The organism is Nocardia sp. NPDC023852, assembly GCF_040639505.1.
Taxonomy (GTDB): domain Bacteria; phylum Actinomycetota; class Actinomycetes; order Mycobacteriales; family Mycobacteriaceae; genus Nocardia.
Map to the genome: position 1 here is coordinate 1 of NZ_JBFAAB010000018.1, position 21,632 is coordinate 21,632.

Below are 21,632 nucleotides of genomic sequence, written 5' to 3' on the forward strand. Positions count from 1 at the left end.
GGCAGGCAAACTGGGCACGAAGCTGCTGATCACCCGCTGGCGGCCACCAACGATTGCGACCAAACCTCGGCCAGCGCATCCCGGATGACCTGCCGCTCCTCCCAAGACCGAGAGCCGGTCACCAACAACCCTCGTTAGCGCCGGGTCGGGCCCCCGCCACACCATGGCGGCGGGGGCCCGGGGCATCAGTTCATGCGGCGGTGGGGTCGAACTCGGCGGTGACGCGGTCCACGAGTTTCTTGGCTTCGGGGCTGTCGTGGTCGGTGGGCAGCTCCACGGGCTGTCCGTTGATCGGGACGGTGACCGGCCGACGGTTCGCCAGTATCTTCCCGGCACCATTGCCGAGCGGTACACCGGCCGAGGCGAGGATGCGGCCCATCGCGGTGTCGGCGCCGATCGGCGGGAGGGCTACGACGCCCTGTGGCCACTGCGCGCCTTCGATTTCGAAGAACTGATGGTAGCCGCCTATGTGCTGGTACCCGACCTGTTGCAAGTACAATTCGTCTGGCGTCGAGCCTTGCGTTTGACTTATCTCTTTGTTGAACGTGCCTTGGAACACGCCGCTGGTGGGGTCGAAGTGTGCATAGTGGCCCGATACGGACGCCTGTGTCTCGAGCAAGTCGAACATAGCCTTCATACCGTCGGGAGCAGGCTGGTTGTTCTTGGAGTAGAGAGCCTTGGCGCTATCGATGTCGGGCGGGTTCCACATGTGCGGGACGAGGTCGAGATCGTTGGCGTAGCGCTGCACCCGTTGCAGGCGTTGGGTGGTGTAGTCGACGAATTCCTGATTGCAGAAACTCGGTCCGGCGGTCGAGAGCACGCTGATCCTGGCTTTCTCGGATTCGTCCCATAGCCACTGGGTGTCGCGCAGGAACAGGGCGAGCGTGGGTGACAGGGCACCACCGAGGCTGTGGCCGGTGACGGTCAGGTCGATAGCCTTGTCGGGGAGCGTGCTCAGGAACACGGGCAAGGTGCGACCGGCGCCGGGACGGTCGCCGGAGGGGGTGATATTCATGAGGGTTTTCACCCCGATGGCCGTGCCGATCGTGTGCCAGGCGGCGAGATTCGCGAACCACGGCGTCTGAAGAATGAAGGAGTCCTCGACGAGCCAGTCGAACACCAGTGCGTCGGTGCTGCCTGCCATGGCGATCACGTACCGGGAGCGATCCTCGGTGCTTCGCACCATGTACATGGCGTTGACCGCGTACAAGTCGGTGTCGAACAGCGCGACCCCCGGACCCCATACGATCTCCCACCCCCCGATGACCTCCTGGTTGGTGTTGAGATACTGCTGGATCTTCTGACGGAGCGTGCGCTCCAAGTCGCTGTCTTCTTTGCTGATGCTGTTGACCAGATTCGCGTACTCGCACAGCTGGTATGTGATCTTGTCTTGCAGTGTCGGCTCGTTGATCGTCGTGGATCGTGCAGTCATTTTCCACTCCTTGCCGTATGAGTTTCATCCGAAACAGAGAGGAGAAAGCGGTGACGCGCATTCACACGCGGGTCCGCGGCGGGGACAGATCATCCCGGACCGGTAGCTGTGGATACGAGTCTAATCGGGGATGCTGCATGGATGGGTGACAACCGAGATGGCTTGCCGAGAGGTGGGCTGGAAGGATGTCGTTGTGCCCAAGCCCTGACCCCGTGAGTTCGGTGATGATGTGGTCCGGGTTGCCCTAGACCGTGATGACGGGGTCACATTGGAGCAGGTCGCCGCCGATTTCGGGGTCCATCCGGTGACGTTGTCGAAATGGATGCGCCAAGCCGATATCAATGCCGGGACGAAGCCCGGAACGAGTACGACCGAGTCAGCCGAGTTCCGTGAGTTGCGTCGCCGCAACAAGTTGCTCGAGCAGAAGAATGCGGTGTTTGCGCCGGGCGGCTGCGTATTTGTCGCAGGCGAATCTGCCGGGAGAAGGATCTACCCGCTTGTGAACGAGCTCGCCGTCGGCGGGATCCCGTGGCGGTGACGTGCCGGGTACTTCAGCTTGCTCGTCAACCGTATTACCGCTGGTTGGCTGCTCCGGTTACCAACGCCGAACTCATCGAGGAGTATCGAGCGAACGCGTTGTTCGACGCCCACCGCGACGACCCAAAAAATTCGGATATCGGTTCCTCGCCGATGAAGCCAGCACCGCAGGCCGGCAGATGGCGGATCTGCTCGACGAATCGGTGGTGGAGCGCGTTCGGCAAACGCAGACGCGGGAAAGCGGTGCGTCCGGGTCCGCCGGTCCACGACGACCTGGTTCAGCGTGTGTTTACTGCCGGTGGCCGAAATCGGTTGTGGCTGGCCAACATCGCACCGGTGAAGGCAAGCTCTACCTTTGTGCGATCAAGGACGTGTTCTCCGGCCGGATCGTCGGATACTCGATCGATGCTCGGATGCAATCCCGGCTCGCGGTCACTGCGTTGAACAATGCTGTGGCCCGTCGCGGTTCGGTCGACGACTGCATTCTGCACGCCGACCGAAGCCAATTTCGGTCCAGGAGTTGCGTTCACGCGTTGAATCGGCACCGGATCCTCGGATCGATGGGACGGGTCGGCGCGGCCGGGGACAACGCGGCGATGGAAAGCTTCTTCAGCCTGCTGCAACACAACGTCCCGGGTCGGCAGCAGTGGAACACGCGCGCACAGTTACGGCTCGCGATCGTGGGCTGGATCGAACGCAACTACCACCGGCGCCGCCGCCAAACCCGCCTTGGTCGATTGACCCCGATCGAATACGAGACAATCATGACCCCAGCAGCCACGAAGGCTGCATAACCACTGTCACCTCACCGTGCAGCAACCCCGTCCGTTCCGCGCGAACGTTGCGGACAGCGACCGACTGACCTGCGGCCCGCAAGGTTGCCCGGACGGTTCGAACTGACCGGGTGTTCGGACCTACCTTGCGGATTTCGGGACTCGAGTTCGTCATTCGGCTGGTCGGGCAAGGGACGGCCTGCTCGGCGGGGGTTGGGCGGAGTCGCCGCTTCGGGCGGCGGCGTGCAGGCCCCGGCAACGTCGATTGGGGAGGTACTCGCCCCCAACAGCACTCACCAACCGACAACCCCCAAGTTGGGAAGCCATCAAAATTGGCCGATACCAACATCTTCCGCGTGATGGTGGTGTCGAATTGCCATCGATCGGCGGTGTTGTAGATGACCGATGTAACCAGTCAGGAGTGCCCGCGTGCCACATGTAATCGATTCGGCTGTCTTCCCACATCTGGATGCCGACCTCGACCGCGTCCGAGAGGTTCTCGGACCCATACGGTTGGAAGGCAGGCCCGAACTGACCGCACTGACAGACGAAGGTCCCGACACCTCTCGCCGCCTGGTCCGGCCCACGTTGACCTTGCTGTCGTACTACCTGCTCACCGATCCCACGGTCCCGGCCGACGACCGGGTGGTGCGCGCCGCCGCTGCCATCGAGTTGCTGCACCTGGGCTCGCTCTACCACGACGACATCATCGATCACGCCTACCAGCGTCGCGGCCGTCCCAACGCCAACGCGGTGTGGGGATCGCACATGGCCGTGTTGACCAAGTCCCCTACAACCTGGTCAGGGCGGTCCGTCACGAGACTGGGTGCACCCGCAGCGAAGCCATCGAGCAGGTGCAGCGCCAAGTGGCCGAACAACGAGCCCAGCTCGAGGCGCTGATCCGCTACGTCCCCGCGCTCCTCCGGGTGCTTCCCGGCCTGTCGGGCAAGAAAAAGGACTATGCGGAGATATACGAGAACATGACGAACGCCGCACTCTGGGGCCGTGAAAACGATCGGTACGCACAAACCCCCGCCTCTGCAGCGCCGGACTTGGAACGCCTGCGCCGTGAGATCTACCTCCCGGCCGAAGAACCGGCTACTACCGCGCCGTAACCCCCCGCAGCCGGACCTCGCCAGTCCTTGGATGCGAGGTCCGGGGTGCGCATCCACATCGTGGTGGCACCGCTGAAACCCCCACTCCAGTCCCCGCCACGGCGGGCTTATCCGGCCTGCTGTCGTCGAAAAGCGAATGCCGCCGGTCAGCCGATGGTGAACGACAGCGTTGGGGCTGGCCTGCTCTTGCCCCTGCTGCTGTCGTAGGTCAGCACATACGGTCCGGTCGTCGGGTTCGGGACTACGAACACTGCGGTTGCGAGGACGACGACGCTTTCGTCGTCCGGTACCCGAACGTCGGCGACCACGATTTGGCCGCTCGGTGTACGCACCGTGAAGTAGTCATTGGAGATGTACGACTCGCCGCTGATCTCGAGGCGCAGCTCGATGTCCATCTTGTTGCGTTGGTTCCTCTTATAGCTGGGGCTCAGCTTGCCGCCGGTGATCTCGATGGTCGTCTGATTCTGCACCAGTGTGCCGGTGATATTCAGTGCCTGCGGCTGGATGCTCTCCACCTGCGCCGCGGCGGCGATCGGGATCTTGGTCTGGTTGTCGGAGGCTTGCCCGTACACCACGGTGACCGTGTCGAGCAGCCGGTCGAGATCCTTCGTGCTGGCGACGGTTGTGGTGATCTTTACTGCGGCCGAATCGTTTCCGGACACCGTCGGGGTGTCGAAGACGGCGCTCGCGTCGATCTCCTCGCCGATCTGGAGGTAGGTGTTCTCGCTGAGTCTCCTGACTTCCGACGTGGTGTTCTGGTACGTGATGTCGATGAGCAACTGGCCGCCGCCGGCCTGGCTCGGCACCACCGTCGCCTTGTTCACGGTGATGTCCAAGCCTCCGTACCAGCCGGTCTTGCCGACCGTCCGCACGGTGGACTGTGCGTTCGTGCCGCCTGGCTGGCTGTCGACGCTGGTGGTGACCGCGGCGTCCGTGGTCGGCCCCGACGTGCCGCCGATGCTGTTGCACGCCATCAGCGTCATCGCCGAGGTGGCGATGACGGCCGCCGACAGCATGGCGGGGTAGATGGTCGAGCGCATGCTGCCTCCAGGAAATTCGGACAACGCCGGCTTGTGGATCCACGGAGAAATCTTCGCCGGGCGCGGAGATGTTAACCGTGGGTGTGGTTAGCGGACCGTGCGGTCGTCCGAGTTTTGAGCAACCAGCATCCTTGCAGCTGCGGCAGATGCCGAACATCTCCAAAGTGTGGCTGACGTCGGTGAATCCGTGCTCGCCCGCAATGAATTCGGCCCATGTCTCCACCGTCGGCCTCCAGTACATGAGGGACAGCTCCCACAGCGGTTCGGAACGGTGCCACCGCTCACCGTGGGCTTCGCCGATCGCGATCGCTTCACGGCACAATGCGATCTCCTTATGGACGTCGCCGAGCCGATAGCGCGCCACCGCCTGCTGCTCGAGGAGTTGCCCCCGCGCCATCCCGTCTTACGGACACTTCCGCGAGCGCGGTCCCCAATATGTCCATGGCGCGGGGCAACTCGTCGTGTCGCAGGTACACGGCGCCGGTGAGGGCCGCGGCGATTGCGGCGGCCTGGACGTCACCCCCCCTGCCGGCAATGGCCCGGAGTCGGTCAGCATCGTCTCCGCCTCGTAGATCGCGAACTCCTCCAGCGCCAGCTGCCCTCCGATCCACAGCAATCGGGCGCGTTCGGCGGATACCTCCTGCAGACTGTCCAGAGCGCGATGAATCCACCGTCGCCCCTCGCGCACGAGACCGGTGAGGATTGCGATACCGCCCACAGCCGTACCAAGGACGGCGCCGGCCGCCACCTCGGCGGGATCACCGAGCGAGAAATCCAGGGCGGCGCGCATGTGTGGCTTGTCAACCAGCCCCGTCAGGATGTCCAGCGGCGCAGCTTGTCGTCGGCGCAGACCACTTCGGCCGCTCCGGCGCTGAAGCTGCCCATGAACACCGTGAGCAGCACCGACAGCGTCTGCTCCGCGGGGTGCACAAGTCGTAGCTCCATCTGATGAGCTGCTGGGGTGTCTGTTCCACCGTTTGCAGACCGGGCAACCTTATTACGCGCATGCGGCATTCGCCTTCACCGTCGAGCAACAAGACGCTGCGGCTTGACCTTTGGGCGCATGGGATGTCTGTGCGTGAAGTCGCTGTTTATGGAGATGCAGGCAGGATCGTCCGCGGGATTTCGTTGTGAGAGCGGGAGGTCGGGCCGGGTGAAGGTCCGCGAAAGGTTTGGGTTGGAATCGATGTCGGCAAGGCCTCGCATCACGTGTGCGTGGTGGATCAGGCGGGATAGGTCGTGTTCTCCCAAAGTGGTCAACGAGAGAGGAAGTCTGCGGACTCGCCGAGGGGACTCGTTCAGCCGGCCGACCCGCTGGGGAGACCCAGGAGAGACAGCAGAGATTGGGTCGGTGAGGGGGCGGGAGGCTGCGAGTTATCCGGAACCGCACCGGCGTACCGTGCATCCCGGACCACACCCTTGTGGGTGTCGCCGGGCTCCCAGCGCGGCTTGGGGTATTCGAAGTAGTTCAGGCTATCGTTGTAGTAACCCATGTAGTAGGGAGGGTCCTGCACCCATTTGCCCGGTTCCTGCTCGGTGGGGCAGTCCGCGTTCAGGCCCGCCCAGTTATGCGGTCCCACCCAGGTATGCTGCCCCGGAACCGTGACCCACTCCGCCGCCGCTCCGAGATTCCAGCAGATCGCATCCCAGTCGATACGATGGGTCTGATCGGTGTCATTGCGGCAAGTCGTCCCCACGCACCAGACCCCGGGCGCGAGCGTATGTCGCTGCGGATCCGGATCGGCGGCGGCCCGCGGCGCCAGTAGCCCCACGGTCACGATTCCAACCGCGGCAATCCCGATAGCCGTGCTCGCTCGTTGATTCACGATATGTCGACTCCTGTCCGAGCTGTACCTAGCTGTCGAATGATTGCGGCGCAGACTTGCAATCGGCTTAACATCGACTTAACGTCCTCTATCCGGCACCGCTGCGGTCTCAACAACACCGTCCTCCCCAGCCTCTGGAACCCGAGTTCGGCAGTTGGTCGCAGACGGGGTGGCGCGTCCGGCTCGAAGATCCAAGCGCTCTCCGAGCGTGCGACCACGTCGACAACCATCCGCAGCTGCGGCCCGGCTCGCGCACGACCGCGCTGTTCGATGTCAGCTGCGTCCTCACCACCGAGGCATAGACTTCGCCGATCTGACGCCCTCGGCGCTGCTGCACTACGGGATGGAACGTCGCCGCCTCGGGCTCGGCAAGAAGGGCGACACCACTCGCCTCGGCGGGCTGCTGGCGTGGCAAATATTGTGGAAGACAGGTCATTTCCCGCCATCCACCCCCGCCGACGATGCGGGCGTTCACCCACACCGGGCAACGCAGTGTCGAGGAGCTCGTGGACCGGTATCCGGTCCGCGACGCCGCGATCCGGCAGTTGCTCATCGACTACGTCCATCCCCGTAAAGCCGACTCGGACTACTGCCATGTCGAGAATATGACCCGGATGCTGGTGGGCCAGTTCTGGTCGGCGATCGAAGCGATCAACCCCGTCCAACCCAGCACCCTGCGGATCGATCGAACCACCTACGAACAACGGCGCGAGGGACTGAACTGGCTACCCGACGGGACCGCCCGCAAAGACCGAGCGGCACCCCTGACGGTGGGATCAGGTACTGCACGAAGGCAGGGCATCGGTAAGGCCCAACGCGCATGCTGGCTTGGGGTTCAGCCGCGCCGGCGGGGGCTGGAGAGCGTCTCGGTGGCCTGGTGGACGGCGGCGAGGCCGGTTTTGACGTAGCGCTTGTGCTCGGCGTCGATGCCGTGGTCCGGGGCGTGTTCGCCGGCCAGGGTCCAGGCTTTGGCGCGCGCCTGCGCGCGGGCGGGGTCCACCGCCGACAGCGCCTTAGTCCGCGCCCTCGGCCAGGGTGTCGATCAGCCGGGACACCGTCGTGTGTGCTCACCCGCCGGTGGCTGCCATTGGGACCCAACCACGTCCGGCGGAATTCTTGGAACTCATCGCTCCTGAACTCACCCGGACACTGCACTCGGCTAGCCGTATCGTTGCAGCTCAGAGCGCCTTTCTCCGTGATTGACACCTGGTACACCGCAACCGTCATGAAAGCAGCGGCTAGGCGCGCGCGGTGGCCGCACCCCACTCGTGGGCCAGTGCGGCCGCCTCGCCGCGTGAGCCGACGCCCAGCTTGTCCAGGATCTTCGCCACGTGGAACTTCACCGTTGACTCGCTGATGTGCAGGTCGCGGGCGATGTCCCGGTTGCGCCGACCGCGGGCCAGCTGACCCAGCACCTCCAGCTCCCGCGCGCCCAGCACGGTCAGCGGGTCCTCGCGTGGGGTGTCCGGCGGTCCGAGCGGGACTTCGACGGTCACCGTCGTGCCCCAGCCCGGCACCGCGTCCACCTCCAGCCGCCCGCCCAGCGGGCCCAGCCGTTCCTCGACCCGGCGCGCGTCGAGGGCGCCGCGGGACAGCGCGCCGGGGCCGTCGTCCCGCACAGTCGCGCGCAGTTCGACCGCGCCGATCTTCCAGCCGACATGGATCCGCCGTACCTGCCGCTGGTCGTCCAGCATTGCGTGTACGACGGCCCGGACCACCGCACGGGCCGTGGCAGCGACGTCGGCGGGAAGCACCCGGTCCGCGTCTTCCTCCGCGCCAGGCGTGCCCAGTTCCAGCAGCACGCCGCGGGGGCGCAGGACGCGGCTCAGCGACTCGGCAAGCCGGTCGAACGCGTCGCCGACCCGCTCCTCGGCCATCGCGTGGTCCAGTTCGGCCCGTGAACGTAGCTCGACAAGGGCTTTGACGGCGAGGTCGACGGCGCGGGTCCGGGCATCCTCATCGCTCAGAGAACGGTCGCGCAGGACGCCGAGCAGGGCTGTCAACGCGGCCCCGTGCGCGTCGCCGAGGGGGATCGCCTCGGCGAAGGCCGCGGACAGCCGCGTCTGGGTCTCGCTCAACGGCGCCCGGATCACCTCGACGGCCGACATCAGGTCCATGGCTGTGAGCGTAACCGGCGCGGCGCACGTCCCGGCTGTCCTTTCGGCCAGGGCGAACTGGCCGAACGGCCGGCCATCCTGGAGCCGGCCCTCCTCCAGGATGGAGCAGTCACCGATCATGGGAGTGAGAGATGAAAGCGATTGTTTACGGCGAGTACGGCGGTCCGGAGGTCCTGCGGCTGGAGGACGTCGAGGAGCCGCATGCCGGACCCGGACAGGTACGGCTGAAAGTCGCGGCCGCCGGCGTCAACCCGGTGGACTACAAGATCCGCAAGGGCTGGATGCCGGACATGGTGCCCGCGTCCCTGCCGGCGATCCCCGGCCTAGAAGCGGCCGGCGTGGTCGACGAGGTCGGGGCGGGCGTCACCGGTGTCGCGGTGGGCGACCAGGCGGTGGCCTGGACCGTCACCGGCTCCTACGCCGAGTACGCCCTGGCCGACGACTTCGCACCCAAGCCGGCCGGCCTCGGCTGGGAGACCGCCGCCGCGCTGCCGGTGGCCCTGGAGACCGCGGACCGCGTGCTCGGCACCCTCGGGGTGACGACCGGGGAGACGCTGCTGGTGCACGGCGCAGCAGGAGCAGTGGGCGCGTTCGGCGTCCAGCTCGCGGTGGCCCGCGGCGTCACCGTTGTCGGCACCGCGTCACCGCGTAACCACGACTACCTGCGCTCGCTCGGCGCGATCCCGGTCACCTACGGCGACGGACTCGCCGACCGGGTCCGGGCCCTCGCGCCGCAGGGCGTCGACGCGGTCTTCGACGTCGCCGGACAGGCCGCCCTGGAGGTGTCGATCGAACTGCGCGGCGGCACCGACCGGATCGTGACGATCACCGACCTGCGGGCCTTCGACCTGGGCATCGTGTTCTCCGGCAGTAACCGGCGGTTCGGGGTGCAGCTCGCCGACTACGCCCAGCTCGTCGCGGACGACGCGCTCGGCGTGCGCGTCGCCGCGAGCTTCGCGCTGGCCGACGCCGGCCGAGCACACGAACTGAGTGAGACCGGACACCCGGGCGGGAAGGTGGTCCTGATCCCATAGCGACATAGGACGGCCCCGGGCACAGGAGTGTGGGTGGCGGACACTGGTAAACGGCGATTCGGTCCACATGGCACCGGGCGACCTGCTGCTCACCCGGACCCGGACCTGGACCTGGACCTGGCACTATAACCTCGGCACGGAGCCGAGATCTGGTTCGACTGCCCGGACCTCTCCTTGGCCCGGACCTCGCCGCCATGTTCTTCGAGCAGGACGGCGAAGAACTGGGCAGATACCAGCCGGTGCAGTTCTCCAGGCTGCTCTCTCCCCTACAGCCGGAACTCGACGTGAACACCCGCCTGCGTGGTACGGCGGGATGACGACGGCGTATTCGTGCGGGGTGGTCAGCGGTCGTCGAGGGACATGTGCTGCTCGCTGTACCGGTCGCTTGGACACCGATGCATGCGGTGAGGTCGTCGAGGTCGGCCAGTTCGTCGGCCGAGAGCAGTACCTGGGTGGCCAATGCTGCTGCAGCAAAACTGGCCAGCATCGACCGGATGCAAAGCCGAGCGGGCACGTCCACAGTCACCGTTCTCGATATGCCGATCACGCAGAGGTCCGCACCACATGTCGACCTGCCAGAGCGGGAGGTCGCACCGGACTGAATTGGCGAACCTGCATGCTGTCGGGGTGAGGCGCGTTGAGGCGGGTGGATCATCGACATTGTGTCGCCGGGGACCCGTGTTGCCGTGACAGCATTGATCCCGAGTGTCGTTCGGTGTGGGTGCTGCGGATCGGACCGGCGGGCATTGTTGCTGCGCGCCGGTCCGATCTGCGAATTCGTGATGCTCAGGCCAGGTTCTGCGTGTAGAACGAAGTGAGCTTTTCGAACGGGATCAGCTCGGTGCGGTCGTAGAGATCCACGTGACCGGCGCCGGGCACGATCACCAACTCCTTGCGGTCACCGGCGAGGCGGTAGGCCTCTTCGCTGAATTCGCGGGAGTGGGCGTTCTCGCCGGTGATGAACAGCATCGGCCGTGGTGAGATGGTTTCGATGTCGTTGAACGGGTAGAAGTTCATGAACTTGGCGTTGCTCGACAGGGTGGGGTGGGTGGTGGTGTCCGGGCTCGCGCCCTCGGGTGTGACGGCGCCGCGCTGGGTGCGGTAGAAGTCGTAGAACTCGCGTTCGGCGGGTGTTGAGTTCGCGGTCAGTTCGTGGACGGTTCCGCTGGTGTATTCGGTGGGGCCACCACGGAATTCCACATCGCGTTGCGCGGCGGCGCGGGCAAGGATTGCCTGGCGCTGTTGCGGGGTGACGGAGTGGTTGAGTCCGTTGCGGTTGGCTGCGCCCATGTCATACATGCTGACGGTGGCGACGGCTTTGATGCGGGGATCGATTTTGGCCGCGGAAATAACGAAACTGCCGCTGCCGCAGATGCCGAGCGCGCCGATGCGCTCGGGGTCGACGGTGTCCTGGGTGCGCAGGTAGTCGACGCCGGAGGAGAAGGTCTCGGTGTAGAGGTCGGGGGCGACGGCGTTGCGGGGTTCTCCCGCGCTGCCGCCCCAGAACGCCAGGTCCAGGGCAAGAGTGACGAAGTCTTCTTCGGCCATTTTGGTGGCGTAGAGGTTGGCGCTCTGCTCTTTGACCGCGCCCATGGGGTGTCCGACCACCATGGCGGCGGCGCGGGTGCCGGGGGCGAGGTTCTTGGGGATGAACAGGTTGCCGGTGACGTCCATCTGGTACTGGTTCTTGAACTTCACCGACTGCATGGTGACCTGGTCGCTGGTGTAGAAGTTGTCCGCGCCGCGCGACAGGTCACCGGAGGCCAGGTTCGCCATCGGCGTCACCGGCGCGGCCGGGGTCGTGCCCGAGTCGGAGCCGGAGCAGGCCGAGGCGGCTAGAACAGCGAGGGTTGCGGCGCCGGCTCCGGCGATGCGTGCCCAGCGGCGAGAATGTCGCCGGACAGTCGTGGTGGTGATCATGGGTATTACTCCTGGTGCAGATTTCTTCGGTTGTCCGGGTGAGTTCGGTGGTCAGACGGTGAGCAGGGTTTTGATCGCTCGGCGTTCGTCCATCGCCTTGTAGCCCTCGGCGGCCTTGTCCAGGGGAAGAGTGAGGTCGAAGACCTTGCCGGGGTCCATCGTTCGGTTCCAGATGCGGTCGATGAGGTCGGGCAGGAAGCGGCGGACCGGGGCCGGGCCGCCCAGGAGGTGGACTTCGGCGAAGAACAGGCGGTCGGCTGGCAGGGTGACGCCGTCGTGGGCGACACCGACGTAGCCGACGTGCCCACCGGGGCGGGTGGAGTTGATGGCCTGCGTCATCGATTCCTGGGTGCCGACGGCCTCGATGACGCCGTGTGCACCGAGTCCACCGGTAAGGTCCTTGATAGCGGCCACACCTTCGTCACCGCGGGTCTCAACGATGTCGGTGGCGCCGAATTCGCGGGCCAGCGCCTGGCGGTCGGCGTGGCGGGACATTGCGATGATCCGTTCGCCGCCTAGCTCTTTCGCGGCGAGGACGCCCATCAGGCCGACCGCGCCGTCACCGACCACGGCGACGGTTTTGCCGGGACCGGCTGCGGCGGCCACGGCGGCGAACCAGCCGGTGCCGAGCACGTCGGAGGCTGCCAGCAGCGACGGGATCAGGTCGGGGTCGGGCATGGCCGGTGTCGCGACGAGGGTGCCGTCGGCAAAGGGGATGCGAGCCAATTCGGACTGGGTGCCGATGGCGCCTGCGACGATGCCGCTGCCCGCCGACCCTGGCCTGGTTCTCAACTTCTACACCGTCGAACCCGCCACGCCCTCGGCCGACGCGATGACCCTGCTCGGCACCTGGGCTGCCACCAACATCCATTCACCCGCGCCGGCCGACCAGTCCACCATCACCGGCGAATAGCCCGTCAACCTGCCTTCGAGAGGACGAGAATGACCACGATGGCGATCATCGGCGCCGGCCCGGGCCTGGGTGCAGCCACCGCGGCACGGTTCGGCCGCGAAGGTATGACTATCGCACCGATCTCCCGCAACAGCGACAACCTCGACCAGCTCACCAGCGAACTCGCCGAACGGGGTGTTCAGGCACGCGGCTACACCGCCGACGTCCAAGACCTGCTCCGCTGGGAAGGAGCGCTCGAACGAGCCGCCGCTGAACTCGGCCCGATCGAAGTGCTCCAATACAGTCCCGTGCCCCGCAAGGACTTCCTGCGCCCGGCCCTCGATACCACCGTCGAAAATCTCACCGCTCCGGCGCCATCGGCGGCGTCCCCAATACGCACCCTTAATCATCGTCTTGCGCTACAGAAGCTCGATCTGACCGGGCTCGGGCAGCGCGTGTGGGCGTTCGTCCGTATACCAGGCGTACTCGATTCCACTGAGCCAACCGTTCTCGACCCATAGAATGACCTCGCCGATCGGTGATCCGTTGCGGTCGGTGACCGCTCCGCTGGCGAAGATCCCGTCCGGCGAACCGGATGTTTGCACCGCACCGGGCCGCACCGCCAGATCGACACTCGGTGAACCGACACCCCACGTTGCGACGATCTGTGAATACGGCACCTGCGCCAGATACTCGGAGGCGCCGGGGGCGTTCGACGACAGCAGCTTGGTGACGACGCTGGTTTCGAGGTCGGTCAACGCTCGCGGCGGAATCACATCGTCGCTTCTTCGCCACCCAGTGACTTCACCAGTCCATCCAGACTGTGCTTCGGAACGAAGACATGCTCCATTGCCTCTTTGTCGAGCGCGTAATCCAGCGAGCACTTCACGGTTGCTCGACCTGGACCAGCTGCTTGCCGAGGTTGCCACCCTCGAAGACCGCGCGCAACGCGCTCGGCGCTGATTCCAGTCCGCTACTTACGGTTTCGGCGATCGTGATGTTTCCCTTGTCGTGCCAGTCGCGCAACGCCGTGAAGGCTTCCGGGAATCGGTCCAGATAGTCGAGGAAAATGAAGCCTTCCATGCGTGCTCGGTCGAGGGCCAAGCGCATGTAGTTCCGTGGGCCGGACGAAGGATCGGAGCCTTGATAGCCGGACGAGATGGCTCCGGCCAGCACGACACGAGCGCGGCGCGCGAGGTGCGCCAGGCCGCATTCGAGGATGCGGCCGCCGACACCGTCGAAGAAGACGTCGATGCCCTTCGGGGCCAAGCGGGTCAAAGAGACGTCGATGTCGTCGTGCTGGTAATCGATGGCGGCGTGCAGGCCCGCACAATCGGTGATCCAGGAGCATTTGCGCGGGCCGCCCGCGATCCCGATGACCTTGCAGCCCAACGCTTTCGCAATCTGGCCCGCGATGGAACCGGTCACGCCGGCCGCAGCCGATACCAGCACCGTCTGACCCGGCTCGGGACGACCGACGTCCGTCATACCGAAGTATGCGGTCAGGCCAGGTGCTCCGAACAGGCTCAGCATGAGCGTGGGCGGCACACCGTCGGGAATCAGGTTCAGCCCGAACAGTCCGCCCTCGGACGCCACAGCGTAGTCCTGCCACCCCACCATTCCCGCGACCCAGCTTCCGACCGGATAGCGCGGATCGTTCGAGCGAACCACCTCCCCGATGCCGCTACCACGCATCACCGCTCCGACCGGTACGGCACCGATGTAGTTGTCGGCCTCGTTGAGCCAGCCACGCTGCGTGGGATCGATACCGAGCCAGTGCACCCTGACCAGGGCTTCCCCCGGCCCCGGAACCGGCACGGTCCCGTTCTTCAGCTCGAAATCCTCGTCCCGCAAGACGCCCTCCGGCCGCCGCCGCAGGACCCACTGCCGATTCACCACATCCGCCACCCGGCGATGCTAGAGCACCCTCCGTATAGCGTTCGAACCATTTACCGTCCCGATAAACACGTACGGAACTCGGCGGATCCGGACATTCGGATGTCGCTGCCATCTGATTGGTCGCACGGCGAATCAGGAACATGTCCTCTCGGCGGATCACCTTCTGTCGTGGTTCCACGACAGGCACCGTGGTGGTCCCACCACGGGGGCAAACCACACACGCGCGGCGGCCCTGGCTCCCCCGTGATGACTCCGAATCATCCCCGCTGGCGCGGGGAGCACGGCTCACTTACATTGGCAGTGCACCCAGACGAAGGCACTGCGGGCCGTGATCGGCCGTATCGGCACATCACCGAGCTCAGCGGACTGATCCGCCTACGGATGGCCGACGGTCGCACAAGTGGGCCGCTTCCTCGACCGAGTCGACGTAATACCGGCCGCCATCGGAGACCGGGCCGCGACTGCGGCGGCGTAGGCGCGGAAGCTGATGCCAGAGTCGGGTTGCCGTCGATGCCGAACAGCGGCCCGATCTCGGTGAACCCTTTCTTGTGGGATCGCCCACGATGGCTGGCTACTCGGCGCCGCGACTGGTGAAGTCGAAGGATCCGCTGTCGATGCCCCAGGAGATGACCCGTTCGGGGTGAATTCGGATGATCGCGCGTTCCTGGGGTTGGAATGGTGGCTCCTGGTCATCGAGTGCCTCGGCCGTGCCGCGTACCTCGATGCCGCGAATCACGTATGGCTCCAACGAAACCTGTTGGTCGATGACGAACGACACCCGGCTGCCCGCCTCGACATTGCGGTACTTTCGACTGGCACGCATCCGCATGCCCCCGATGTCGATCGTGCCGTCGGCGTTCACCCGATAGCTGGTCGGGTTATTTTGCACAACGCCGTCGGGCGACACCGTGGCCAGCCGGCCGATCCCGGCCTCGGCGAGGAACTGCTGTTCATTGATGGTGAAGGTCATGTCGGTTACTCCTCAGTGAATTCGATATCAGGTGTTCCCCCCGGCGATCAGCCGGAAGTTGTTGGGTGCCGGAAGCGCAAGCTGTTGCCTGCCGCGCCCGCGCGTCTTGCGTCGGCGGTTCAGCGGGACCGCGACATCGTGGAGGATGGCTACCTCTTCCGATCTCGATGTCAGCTTCGCTGGTGACGAACTGGTACTGCGTCTGGCCGGCCCCGCCTACGCTCGCTTATCCGCGGTCTCGCGACCGCACACCACGTCCGAGCTGCGCCTGTGTTTCTACTGGTGCACCGACCACCTACTCACGCGTGACACCGCCGACCCCGCGCTCTGAGATCAGAACAGGATCAGAGCGGCGCACAGTCCGGCAATGGCAATGAACTGCAGGGTGACCCGGTACTTCAGAACGCTGTCCCACTTGTCCTGCAGCGCACGGGCATTGGCCGGAATGATGCCGCTCTGCGCAGCGGCGGTCTGCTGGGAATTGATCGGCTTCGCGATGCGGACGTAGAAGGCGAGCCAGGTGAACAGTGCTGCCACCGTGATCCCCGCCGCGACAGCGGCGCCGATCTGCCCGGCCAACAGCGCGATCAGCAGCGTGAGCACCGCGGTAACCACACCGACCACACCGACAACCGGCATGCGCTTATCGCCGTAATAGTGACCCCATCCCGCACTCATGGTCACGGTCGCGTCATCGAGCTTGCGGTACACGGACCGGGTGATCACGGCCACGCTGACATCGGTGCCATAGACGATGGCATTGGAGAGAACGGCGACGGCGGCGACGGCCTGGCCGGTGACAATGAGCATTTTCGGCTTCCCTTCCAAAATCTAGCAGGGTTAGAAACTGGAGCAACGTTAACATCCGTCCGCTAGTTTGTCTAGCGTAGCTATATTTCGGATCGCTACGGCAGACTCGCGCTCGGATCAGCAAGCTGCACATGCCCCCCTTCGGCCGAGCGGACGCTGTCGCCCGGCAAGCCGGTCACCGAACGCTGGCAGATCTTCGGCCTGCGCGTTCCGCTGGTGGTGCTGGGGCTCATCGGGTCCCGGTATCCGTCGACCGGGATGCGGGCAGCCTGGCCGCGTCGGGGTCGGCGATCGACGGCACCTGGCAACCCCCGCCTCGACGCCGGTGAGCGGACCTGCCGCCCATCACTGCCACGTACTGACGCCACCCGCGGAAACGCACTCATCTGCCGCATACCGCGCGACGCGATGGGTCGAAATGGTCGGTTCTGGCCAAACTCGATTCGGCACACCGGAATCGCGAAACCGCAGCTCGCCGAAAGCACGAATCGGGTCACAACCCGTGTGCGGAATCTACGGGACGAAACCAGGGATATCGGCCCTTTGGGGGCAGCGCTGCGCATTGCTCGGTTCGGATACGCGCGTGTCTCCACTCGCGAGCAGAAGGACGACTCCCAGATCGATGCGCTCACCACGGCGCGGTGCGAACGGTCTGGGTGGACAAGGCGTCGGGCAAGTTGGCGCGGCGCCCGGAGTGGGACAAATGCTTCGACCATCTGCGCCGCGGTGATGAATTGGTCATAACTCGGCTCCCGTGCTCGTTCCGGTCGGTGCGGCATATGACCGAACTCGCCGCGCAGCTGGAGGGGCGCGGTATAGATCTGGTGGTGCTGAAGCAGGGAATCGACACCACCCCCCGGCGGGCGGTTCCTATTCCACGTCATCGCTGCTGTGGACGACCTCATCAGCGAGGGCACCCTGGAAGGACTCGAATCCGCCCGCGCCCGCGGCCGCGCCCGCGGGCGCCCGGCGGCATTGACCGAGTTGCAGGCGCGCGAGGCGCGCCAGATGCACGACCGACGAACGCGGCAAGCGCCGCTACACTGTCGTCCAGATTGCCGAAACCTTCGGTGTGTCAAGCAAAAGCATCCACCGTACTCGATGCTGGATGTGCCCGATCTCGATACGGCGAACGGGTGCGCGACCCGTGAGGGCGGCGTGCGGGAGGTCGTCGCGTGGCAGTCTGTCACCACGCGGTTGCTGCCGCGGATGCTGGCCGGCCGCAAATCCGGTCCACTGTTCCTGACCGACCGCAAGGCCCGCCCGTCGGTGGCCACCAACGGCATCGACCCGGGGACAGGGCGTGCGCGGTTGTCGTACCGGCGGGCGGCCGAGCTGTTCGAGGCCCACACCGCCGGCTACACCGGAGGCCCCTACACGCTGCATCAGCTGCATCATTCCCGGCTCATGCACGCCGCGGAGGACGGCGCGTCCACCCCGGTGCTGATGAAGCTGTCGGGGCATACCTCGGTGAGCAGCCTCGCGAAGTACGCGAGGGTGTCCGACGACGGGCTACGGCGCTATCAGGCCGACAGCGACGCCGACGGCCCGGTGCGAGTTTCCGCGGTAGACCGCGAGATCCGTTCAGGCCCCGTCGTGTTCCGGTTGTTCGGGGCCGGGGTGTGGGGTGGGGCCCAACGGCCGGCGGTTTCGCCGGACAGGAAGATGGTTTGGCGTCCGACCTCGACGGCGTTGTCGGCGAGCCGTTCGTAGTAGTGGCCGATCAGGGTCAATCGACCGTGGCGGTGACCTGGTGTTCGCGGGTGGAGCCCAGCACGGGGCAGCGCTGGTGGCGATCGCGACAGTGTCCGCGCCCCATGTGGGAGACCAGCGGCCGCATCGGCGCGGGAACCATGGACTCGGCAGAGGTCTACCGGGTCCACTGGTCGACCAACACCGCCAGGCGGGCGTCCCGCTGAGCCGGCCGCAGACGTCCACCGCGGTCCAGGGTCGCCAGGCCGTGCAGGGCGCTCCAGCCGACCTCGGTGAAGGTCTCCGGATCGTGCTCGCCCGCGAACGGTGAGAAGGCGGCGAACATGACGGCGAACGCGTCCCGCAGCGGCTGCGAGGCATTCTCGCCGAACGCGAGGTTCACCTTCATCAGGAACATAGCGTCGTAGAGCGCGGGCCGCGCGGTCGCGAAGTCGAGGTAGGACCGCGCCACCGCCGCTAAGGCTGCGCGCGGCTCGCCGCCCGCGGACTCCAACGCCGCGCGGCTCCACGCGGCCATCTCCGCGATGCCTTCCTCGGCGACCGCCGTGACGATCTCGTCCTTGCCCGCGAAGTGCGAATACAGCACGGGCTGGCTGTATTCGATCCGTTCCGCCAGCCTGCGCACCGTCACCGCGTCCCAGCCCTGCGACTCGGCCAGCTCCCGAGCGGTGTCGATGATCAGCCGGTGCCGTTCGGCGCGTTCCCGTTCTCGTCGCGTCTGGGGCGTCATAGGGCCTACTATAGCATCGCTTGATAATCTAGTGTTACTAGATCTAGCGGACTCCGGCGGGGTTTCCACGTTCCACACGATTGAGATACGACCGGGATGGGTGGCCTCTCTCCTCCAGGGCCCTGGTGTCCACACGACTGATAAGTCACGACCAGCCGCCAGCACCGCTTTCAAACGGCAGGCCCCTGCACTCCGATACTGCATCCCATCTGCTGGAGGTCCGCTCAACGGGGTGTCATCGAGGGGTTCACTCGCGTTCGCCCATCCGGTCTGGCCCGCTCTTCTTCGGTGAGGTTTGGAGATGGCCAGGACTTGCCAGGGATTGGAACGATTGTTGATCCACGCGCCGGCGCGCGTCTCGCGCCGCAGGACCTGTCGCCACCGAGCGTTCTCGGAGTCCGGTATCTCCATCGCCTCGAATTCGCGCATCTTGTCCGCGCGGACGGCGAGGGACCAGGGAGTTTGCCGGTCGCAGCGATGTCGCATTGACAATGACTGACTGGTCAGTCATTGTCAATGTATGGTGAAGGCAGTTGACCGGGTTCAGCGGCGGGAGGAGATCCTGGGCGCTGCGGTGCGAGTGTTCGCGTGCAAGGGGTTCGCCGCCTCGCGCGTGGAGGATGTCGCGGCCGAGGCAGGCATCGCCAAGGGCAGCGTCTACCTCTACTTCGACAGCCGCGATGCCCTGCTGGCGGGCGTGTTCGAAAGCTACCGGGCCCGCTCGGACGCTGTGCTGGCGACGGTGGGAGAAGGGCCGGCGCTGGAGCGTCTGGCGCGACTGGTGGGTGGGGTGGTCGACATGCTCGCCGCGCACCGCGATCATGCCCGCGTCTTGCTGGATGTGTGGGCGTCGGCGCCATCGCTGGACATGGCCGCGGTCTACCGCCAGTACCGAGAGGCGATCTCGGAGTTGCTGCGCCAGGCGTGGGCCGAGGGCGAGTTGCGGCCCGACGTCAGCGAACACCACGCCACGCTGATCGTCGCCGCGATCGAGGGCTGCCTGCTGCAGTGGCTGGCCGACGATCGGATGCCCCTCACCGAACTGGCGGCACCGATCGTCGAGCTGACCGTCGAGGGGATCCGCGCGTGAATCTCGTCGACCGTGCCATCGCCCCCGGCGCGACCCGGCAGGAAGTCCTGGCCGGGTTCGGTGCCGCCCTCGTCGGCGCCGGGCTCGCCCTGTCGCTCGCGCTGGACGCACACCTGCCTGCGCTGTCTGTGGCCGTCGTGGCGGTGGTGGCCTTCGACCTGTTCGGCGGGGCGGTCGTCAACGCCACCGACGCGGCAAAGCGGTGGTACCACAGACCGGGGCGCACCGCCAGGCACCACCTGACCTTCGTCGCCCTGCACATCCAGCCCTACCTGCTGGCCTGGACGGTGCCCGGGGTCGCCTGGACCGCCGCCGCCGCGATCCACGGTTCAGCCCTGGTCGGAGCCGTACTGGTGACTGTCGCCCCGGCACCGGTGCGGCGGCCGGCCGCCTTCGCCATCACCGCGTTCGCCCTGACCTTGACCACCAGCCTGGTCACCCTTCCGTCCGAACTCGGCTGGTTTGCCCCGCTGCTGCTCGTCAAGCTCCTACTGGCTCACCTACTTCCAGAAGTGGCCTCCCGGTGACCCAACTTCCACGTCAGTCTGCGATCTCGACTGCCACATCCAACGCACGGAGAGTTTCTGGCCGCGCTGGAAAGCCGGCGGGAACGCGATCGCGGTCGACATGGAGAGCAAGAGGTGGGAGGGCTTCGTCCGCGGAACAGCCGAGGGTGCGCATTTGGGTATTTGGGGTACGCGACCTGACACCTCGGGTTCGGGAGGGCATTGCGGCGGCGAAGGCCCGCGGCGGCTATACCGGCCGCAAGCCCGCGCTCACTCCCGAGCAGGCCGCCCAGCTACGCGCCCGGGCGGCCGGCGGGGAGTCGAAAGCGGCGCTGGCCAAGGAGTTCGGCGTCGGCCGCGAAACCATCTACAGCTACTTGCGGACCGGCGCACATGCCCGGCTCGTGGCTACCCCATTACCGGGCCCTGTTCCTGCCGTGCCGGGGCCACGCGCTCTTGGTGTTGGTGATGACGTGTGGAGGCACGGGGCGAGCGAGGAAACGCTGCTGGTTGCTCTGGGTGGGAAAGGTATTGTGCTGCTTTCGCATAGGGTTACTGCCTTTCGAGCGTTTCGTGAAATCGTTTACGCCGCGACCTCGGTGGATCGCGGGGCGCGGTCGAACCAGGTGACCTGCGCACCGCTGCTGAACTCCTGACGCGCGGTGACCGTGAGCTGCGTGGGCTGGAAGTTCCCGGTGAAGACCGGCACACCGTCGCCTGCGATCACGGGGTAGCTCTTGATGATCAGCTGGTCGACCTCGCCGAGGAGTCGACCGGCCAGATTGCCGCCGCCGCAGAGCCAGATATCCAGGCCCTCCTGCTTTTTCAGATCCCGGACCAGCTCGACCGGATCGGTGTCGACGACCTCCACCTGTGGGTTGTCCACGGGTGCGAGGGTGCTGGAGAAGACGTATTGCTTCATGTGGTTGTAGGGGCTGTCGGTGCCGGCGGCGAGGCCGGGTTCGTAGGTGCCGCGACCCATGACGACGGTGTCCCACTTCTTGTTCGGGGTGTCCTTCGGCATGCCGATCAGACTGCGGATGTGGGTGGGCACGGACTCCGGGTAGCGCTCGTTGATCCACGCCATCATGTCCTCACACGTCGGGTAGAAGTCGTATTCACCCTGCGGACCGGCGATGCAGCCGTCGAGGGAGACCGCCGCGTAGTAGACAAGCTTGCGCATCTTTACCGCCTTGAATGTAGTACTCTGTATGAACTGGTTGAAACA

The 21,632-nt window shown here is 65.8% G+C and carries 25 protein-coding genes and 5 pseudogenes; 14 read left to right on the plus strand and 16 right to left on the minus strand.

Annotated elements, in window-relative coordinates; all coding sequences use genetic code 11:
- Window positions 1-190 precede the first annotated feature (190 nt).
- Complete coding sequence (locus AB0H00_RS22275) at window positions 191-1,432, minus strand: hypothetical protein (RefSeq protein ID WP_357269147.1); 1,242 nt, start codon at window positions 1,430-1,432, stop codon at window positions 191-193.
- A gap of 229 nt (window positions 1,433-1,661) precedes the next feature.
- Here AB0H00_RS22275 and AB0H00_RS22280 point away from each other — a divergent pair.
- From AB0H00_RS22280 to AB0H00_RS22290, 3 genes and pseudogenes are all read left to right on the plus strand, one after another.
- Window positions 1,662-2,763 (plus strand): annotated as a pseudogene (locus tag AB0H00_RS22280) (IS3 family transposase).
- Window positions 2,764-3,171: 408 nt separating this feature from the next.
- Window positions 3,172-3,642: a polyprenyl synthetase family protein gene (locus AB0H00_RS22285; RefSeq protein ID WP_357269150.1), complete on the plus strand. Its 471-nt coding sequence runs from the start codon at window positions 3,172-3,174 to the stop codon at window positions 3,640-3,642.
- A complete protein-coding gene (locus tag AB0H00_RS22290) occupies window positions 3,609-3,857 on the plus strand; it encodes a hypothetical protein (protein ID WP_357269153.1) in 249 nt (82 codons plus the stop codon). Before AB0H00_RS22285 ends, AB0H00_RS22290 begins: the two co-directional genes overlap by 34 nt.
- 146 nt (window positions 3,858-4,003) lie before the next feature.
- On the opposite strand, the gene AB0H00_RS22295 is transcribed toward AB0H00_RS22290, so the two are convergent.
- The 5 genes and pseudogenes from AB0H00_RS22295 to AB0H00_RS22315 all read right to left on the minus strand — a co-directional run bounded on the left by AB0H00_RS22295 (window position 4,004) and on the right by AB0H00_RS22315 (window position 6,675).
- Window positions 4,004-4,897 carry a hypothetical protein gene (locus AB0H00_RS22295; RefSeq protein ID WP_357269156.1) on the minus strand — a complete coding sequence of 298 codons (894 nt, stop codon included), beginning with the start codon at window positions 4,895-4,897 and terminating at the stop codon, window positions 4,004-4,006.
- A gap of 133 nt (window positions 4,898-5,030) precedes the next feature.
- Window positions 5,031-5,126: pseudogene (locus AB0H00_RS22300) on the minus strand (transcriptional repressor); the annotation flags it as partial.
- A 174-nt stretch (window positions 5,127-5,300) separates the two neighbouring features.
- Complete coding sequence (locus tag AB0H00_RS22305) at window positions 5,301-5,687, minus strand: hypothetical protein (RefSeq protein ID WP_357269159.1); 387 nt, start codon at window positions 5,685-5,687, stop codon at window positions 5,301-5,303.
- A gap of 23 nt (window positions 5,688-5,710) precedes the next feature.
- Window positions 5,711-5,842 (minus strand): hypothetical protein, encoded by a 132-nt coding sequence (locus AB0H00_RS22310; RefSeq protein ID WP_357269162.1) that lies wholly within the window; start codon window positions 5,840-5,842, stop codon window positions 5,711-5,713.
- Between the two features lie 353 nt (window positions 5,843-6,195).
- A complete protein-coding gene (locus tag AB0H00_RS22315; RefSeq protein WP_357269165.1) occupies window positions 6,196-6,675 on the minus strand; it encodes a hypothetical protein in 480 nt (159 codons plus the stop codon).
- Window positions 6,676-7,184: 509 nt separating this feature from the next.
- On the opposite strand from AB0H00_RS22315, the gene AB0H00_RS22320 reads away from it, so the two are divergent.
- Complete coding sequence (locus tag AB0H00_RS22320; RefSeq protein ID WP_357269493.1) at window positions 7,185-7,631, plus strand: hypothetical protein; 447 nt, start codon at window positions 7,185-7,187, stop codon at window positions 7,629-7,631.
- 330 nt (window positions 7,632-7,961) lie between these two features.
- On the opposite strand, the gene AB0H00_RS22325 is transcribed toward AB0H00_RS22320, so the two are convergent.
- Window positions 7,962-8,840 (minus strand): LuxR C-terminal-related transcriptional regulator, encoded by an 879-nt coding sequence (locus AB0H00_RS22325; RefSeq protein WP_357269168.1) that lies wholly within the window; start codon window positions 8,838-8,840, stop codon window positions 7,962-7,964.
- A 131-nt stretch (window positions 8,841-8,971) separates the two neighbouring features.
- Between AB0H00_RS22325 and AB0H00_RS22330 the strand changes: the two genes are divergently transcribed.
- Window positions 8,972-9,874: an NADP-dependent oxidoreductase gene (locus tag AB0H00_RS22330; protein ID WP_357269170.1), complete on the plus strand. Its 903-nt coding sequence runs from the start codon at window positions 8,972-8,974 to the stop codon at window positions 9,872-9,874.
- 194 nt (window positions 9,875-10,068) lie between these two features.
- On the plus strand, window positions 10,069-10,191 hold the full coding sequence (locus tag AB0H00_RS22335) for a hypothetical protein (protein WP_357269173.1): 123 nt from the start codon (window positions 10,069-10,071) through the stop codon (window positions 10,189-10,191).
- A 469-nt stretch (window positions 10,192-10,660) separates the two neighbouring features.
- On the opposite strand, the gene AB0H00_RS22340 is transcribed toward AB0H00_RS22335, so the two are convergent.
- Window positions 10,661-11,794 carry an alpha/beta hydrolase gene (locus AB0H00_RS22340; protein ID WP_357269176.1) on the minus strand — a complete coding sequence of 378 codons (1,134 nt, stop codon included), beginning with the start codon at window positions 11,792-11,794 and terminating at the stop codon, window positions 10,661-10,663.
- A 51-nt stretch (window positions 11,795-11,845) separates the two neighbouring features.
- Window positions 11,846-12,547 (minus strand): annotated as a pseudogene (locus tag AB0H00_RS22345) (zinc-binding dehydrogenase); the annotation flags it as partial.
- Here AB0H00_RS22345 and AB0H00_RS22350 point away from each other — a divergent pair.
- Both AB0H00_RS22350 and AB0H00_RS22355 read left to right on the plus strand, forming a co-directional pair.
- Complete coding sequence (locus tag AB0H00_RS22350) at window positions 12,510-12,707, plus strand: hypothetical protein (protein ID WP_357269496.1); 198 nt, start codon at window positions 12,510-12,512, stop codon at window positions 12,705-12,707. The pseudogene AB0H00_RS22345 and the gene AB0H00_RS22350 overlap by 38 nt on opposite strands.
- A 29-nt stretch (window positions 12,708-12,736) precedes the next feature.
- Window positions 12,737-13,207: an SDR family NAD(P)-dependent oxidoreductase gene (locus tag AB0H00_RS22355; RefSeq protein ID WP_357269179.1), complete on the plus strand. Its 471-nt coding sequence runs from the start codon at window positions 12,737-12,739 to the stop codon at window positions 13,205-13,207.
- Window positions 13,208-13,571: 364 nt separating this feature from the next.
- Here AB0H00_RS22355 and AB0H00_RS22360 read toward each other — a convergent pair whose 3' ends face one another.
- Window positions 13,572-14,594, minus strand: a complete 1,023-nt coding sequence (locus AB0H00_RS22360) for an NADP-dependent oxidoreductase (RefSeq protein WP_357269182.1) — start codon at window positions 14,592-14,594, stop codon at window positions 13,572-13,574.
- Window positions 14,595-15,156: 562 nt separating this feature from the next.
- Window positions 15,157-15,555, minus strand: coding sequence for a PPOX class F420-dependent oxidoreductase (locus AB0H00_RS22365; protein ID WP_357269185.1), 399 nt, complete (start codon window positions 15,553-15,555; stop codon window positions 15,157-15,159).
- A 145-nt stretch (window positions 15,556-15,700) separates the two neighbouring features.
- Here AB0H00_RS22365 and AB0H00_RS22370 point away from each other — a divergent pair, with 145 nt between their 5' ends.
- Window positions 15,701-15,886 (plus strand): hypothetical protein, encoded by a 186-nt coding sequence (locus tag AB0H00_RS22370; protein WP_357269188.1) that lies wholly within the window; start codon window positions 15,701-15,703, stop codon window positions 15,884-15,886.
- A gap of 2 nt (window positions 15,887-15,888) precedes the next feature.
- On the opposite strand, the gene AB0H00_RS22375 is transcribed toward AB0H00_RS22370, so the two are convergent.
- Both AB0H00_RS22375 and AB0H00_RS22380 read right to left on the minus strand, forming a co-directional pair.
- Entirely contained in the window at window positions 15,889-16,365 is a 477-nt protein-coding gene (locus AB0H00_RS22375; RefSeq protein WP_357269191.1) for a DUF1772 domain-containing protein, read from the minus strand.
- Window positions 16,366-16,460: 95 nt separating this feature from the next.
- On the minus strand, window positions 16,461-16,598 hold the full coding sequence (locus AB0H00_RS22380; protein ID WP_357269194.1) for a hypothetical protein: 138 nt from the start codon (window positions 16,596-16,598) through the stop codon (window positions 16,461-16,463).
- Window positions 16,599-16,940: 342 nt separating this feature from the next.
- Here AB0H00_RS22380 and AB0H00_RS22385 point away from each other — a divergent pair.
- Window positions 16,941-17,207: pseudogene (locus AB0H00_RS22385) on the plus strand (recombinase family protein); the annotation flags it as partial.
- Between the two features lie 28 nt (window positions 17,208-17,235).
- Here AB0H00_RS22385 and AB0H00_RS22390 read toward each other — a convergent pair.
- Window positions 17,236-17,397, minus strand: a complete 162-nt coding sequence (locus tag AB0H00_RS22390) for a hypothetical protein (protein ID WP_357269197.1) — start codon at window positions 17,395-17,397, stop codon at window positions 17,236-17,238.
- 69 nt (window positions 17,398-17,466) lie between these two features.
- Between AB0H00_RS22390 and AB0H00_RS22395 the strand changes: the two genes are divergently transcribed.
- Window positions 17,467-18,078, plus strand: a complete 612-nt coding sequence (locus AB0H00_RS22395; protein WP_357269200.1) for a site-specific integrase — start codon at window positions 17,467-17,469, stop codon at window positions 18,076-18,078.
- A 157-nt stretch (window positions 18,079-18,235) separates the two neighbouring features.
- Here the strand turns inward: AB0H00_RS22395 and AB0H00_RS22400 are convergent, their stop codons facing one another.
- Window positions 18,236-18,808 (minus strand): TetR/AcrR family transcriptional regulator, encoded by a 573-nt coding sequence (locus AB0H00_RS22400; protein WP_159928654.1) that lies wholly within the window; start codon window positions 18,806-18,808, stop codon window positions 18,236-18,238.
- 520 nt (window positions 18,809-19,328) lie between these two features.
- On the opposite strand from AB0H00_RS22400, the gene AB0H00_RS22405 reads away from it, so the two are divergent.
- The 3 genes and pseudogenes from AB0H00_RS22405 to AB0H00_RS22415 all read left to right on the plus strand — a co-directional run.
- Window positions 19,329-19,898 carry a TetR/AcrR family transcriptional regulator gene (locus AB0H00_RS22405; RefSeq protein WP_357269203.1) on the plus strand — a complete coding sequence of 190 codons (570 nt, stop codon included), beginning with the start codon at window positions 19,329-19,331 and terminating at the stop codon, window positions 19,896-19,898.
- Window positions 19,895-20,425, plus strand: a complete 531-nt coding sequence (locus tag AB0H00_RS22410; RefSeq protein ID WP_357269206.1) for a hypothetical protein — start codon at window positions 19,895-19,897, stop codon at window positions 20,423-20,425. Before AB0H00_RS22405 ends, AB0H00_RS22410 begins: the two co-directional genes overlap by 4 nt.
- Before the next feature lie 185 nt (window positions 20,426-20,610).
- Window positions 20,611-20,790 (plus strand): annotated as a pseudogene (locus AB0H00_RS22415) (helix-turn-helix domain-containing protein); the annotation flags it as partial.
- 197 nt (window positions 20,791-20,987) lie between these two features.
- On the opposite strand, the gene AB0H00_RS22420 reads toward AB0H00_RS22415, so the two are convergent.
- The gene (locus AB0H00_RS22420) at window positions 20,988-21,587 is read right to left on the minus strand and encodes a dihydrofolate reductase family protein (protein ID WP_357269209.1); all 600 of its coding nucleotides are present in this window, start codon (window positions 21,585-21,587) and stop codon (window positions 20,988-20,990) included.
- Window positions 21,588-21,632: the final 45 nt, after the last annotated feature.

Coding starts and splice junctions, on each gene's coding strand:
- AB0H00_RS22420 (WP_357269209.1), bottom strand. CDS start 21,587: ATGCGCAAGCTTGTCTACTACGCGGCGGTCTCCCTCGACGGCTGCATC.
- AB0H00_RS22375 (WP_357269191.1), bottom strand. CDS start 16,365: ATGCTCATTGTCACCGGCCAGGCCGTCGCCGCCGTCGCCGTTCTCTCC.
- AB0H00_RS22310 (WP_357269162.1), bottom strand. CDS start 5,842: ATGGAGCTACGACTTGTGCACCCCGCGGAGCAGACGCTGTCGGTGCTG.
- AB0H00_RS22380 (WP_357269194.1), bottom strand. CDS start 16,598: ATGAGCCCCAGCACCACCAGCGGAACGCGCAGGCCGAAGATCTGCCAG.
- AB0H00_RS22370 (WP_357269188.1), top strand. CDS start 15,701: ATGGCTACCTCTTCCGATCTCGATGTCAGCTTCGCTGGTGACGAACTG.
- AB0H00_RS22340 (WP_357269176.1), bottom strand. CDS start 11,794: ATGATCACCACCACGACTGTCCGGCGACATTCTCGCCGCTGGGCACGC.
- AB0H00_RS22305 (WP_357269159.1), bottom strand. CDS start 5,687: ATGCGCGCCGCCCTGGATTTCTCGCTCGGTGATCCCGCCGAGGTGGCG.
- AB0H00_RS22365 (WP_357269185.1), bottom strand. CDS start 15,555: ATGACCTTCACCATCAATGAACAGCAGTTCCTCGCCGAGGCCGGGATC.
- AB0H00_RS22395 (WP_357269200.1), top strand. CDS start 17,467: ATGCTGGATGTGCCCGATCTCGATACGGCGAACGGGTGCGCGACCCGT.
- AB0H00_RS22295 (WP_357269156.1), bottom strand. CDS start 4,897: ATGCGCTCGACCATCTACCCCGCCATGCTGTCGGCGGCCGTCATCGCC.
- AB0H00_RS22275 (WP_357269147.1), bottom strand. CDS start 1,432: ATGACTGCACGATCCACGACGATCAACGAGCCGACACTGCAAGACAAG.
- AB0H00_RS22350 (WP_357269496.1), top strand. CDS start 12,510: ATGCGAGCCAATTCGGACTGGGTGCCGATGGCGCCTGCGACGATGCCG.
- AB0H00_RS22325 (WP_357269168.1), bottom strand. CDS start 8,840: ATGGACCTGATGTCGGCCGTCGAGGTGATCCGGGCGCCGTTGAGCGAG.
- AB0H00_RS22355 (WP_357269179.1), top strand. CDS start 12,737: ATGACCACGATGGCGATCATCGGCGCCGGCCCGGGCCTGGGTGCAGCC.
- AB0H00_RS22330 (WP_357269170.1), top strand. CDS start 8,972: ATGAAAGCGATTGTTTACGGCGAGTACGGCGGTCCGGAGGTCCTGCGG.
- AB0H00_RS22335 (WP_357269173.1), top strand. CDS start 10,069: ATGTTCTTCGAGCAGGACGGCGAAGAACTGGGCAGATACCAGCCGGTG.
- AB0H00_RS22405 (WP_357269203.1), top strand. CDS start 19,329: ATGGTGAAGGCAGTTGACCGGGTTCAGCGGCGGGAGGAGATCCTGGGC.
- AB0H00_RS22320 (WP_357269493.1), top strand. CDS start 7,185: ATGCGGGCGTTCACCCACACCGGGCAACGCAGTGTCGAGGAGCTCGTG.
- AB0H00_RS22400 (WP_159928654.1), bottom strand. CDS start 18,808: ATGACGCCCCAGACGCGACGAGAACGGGAACGCGCCGAACGGCACCGG.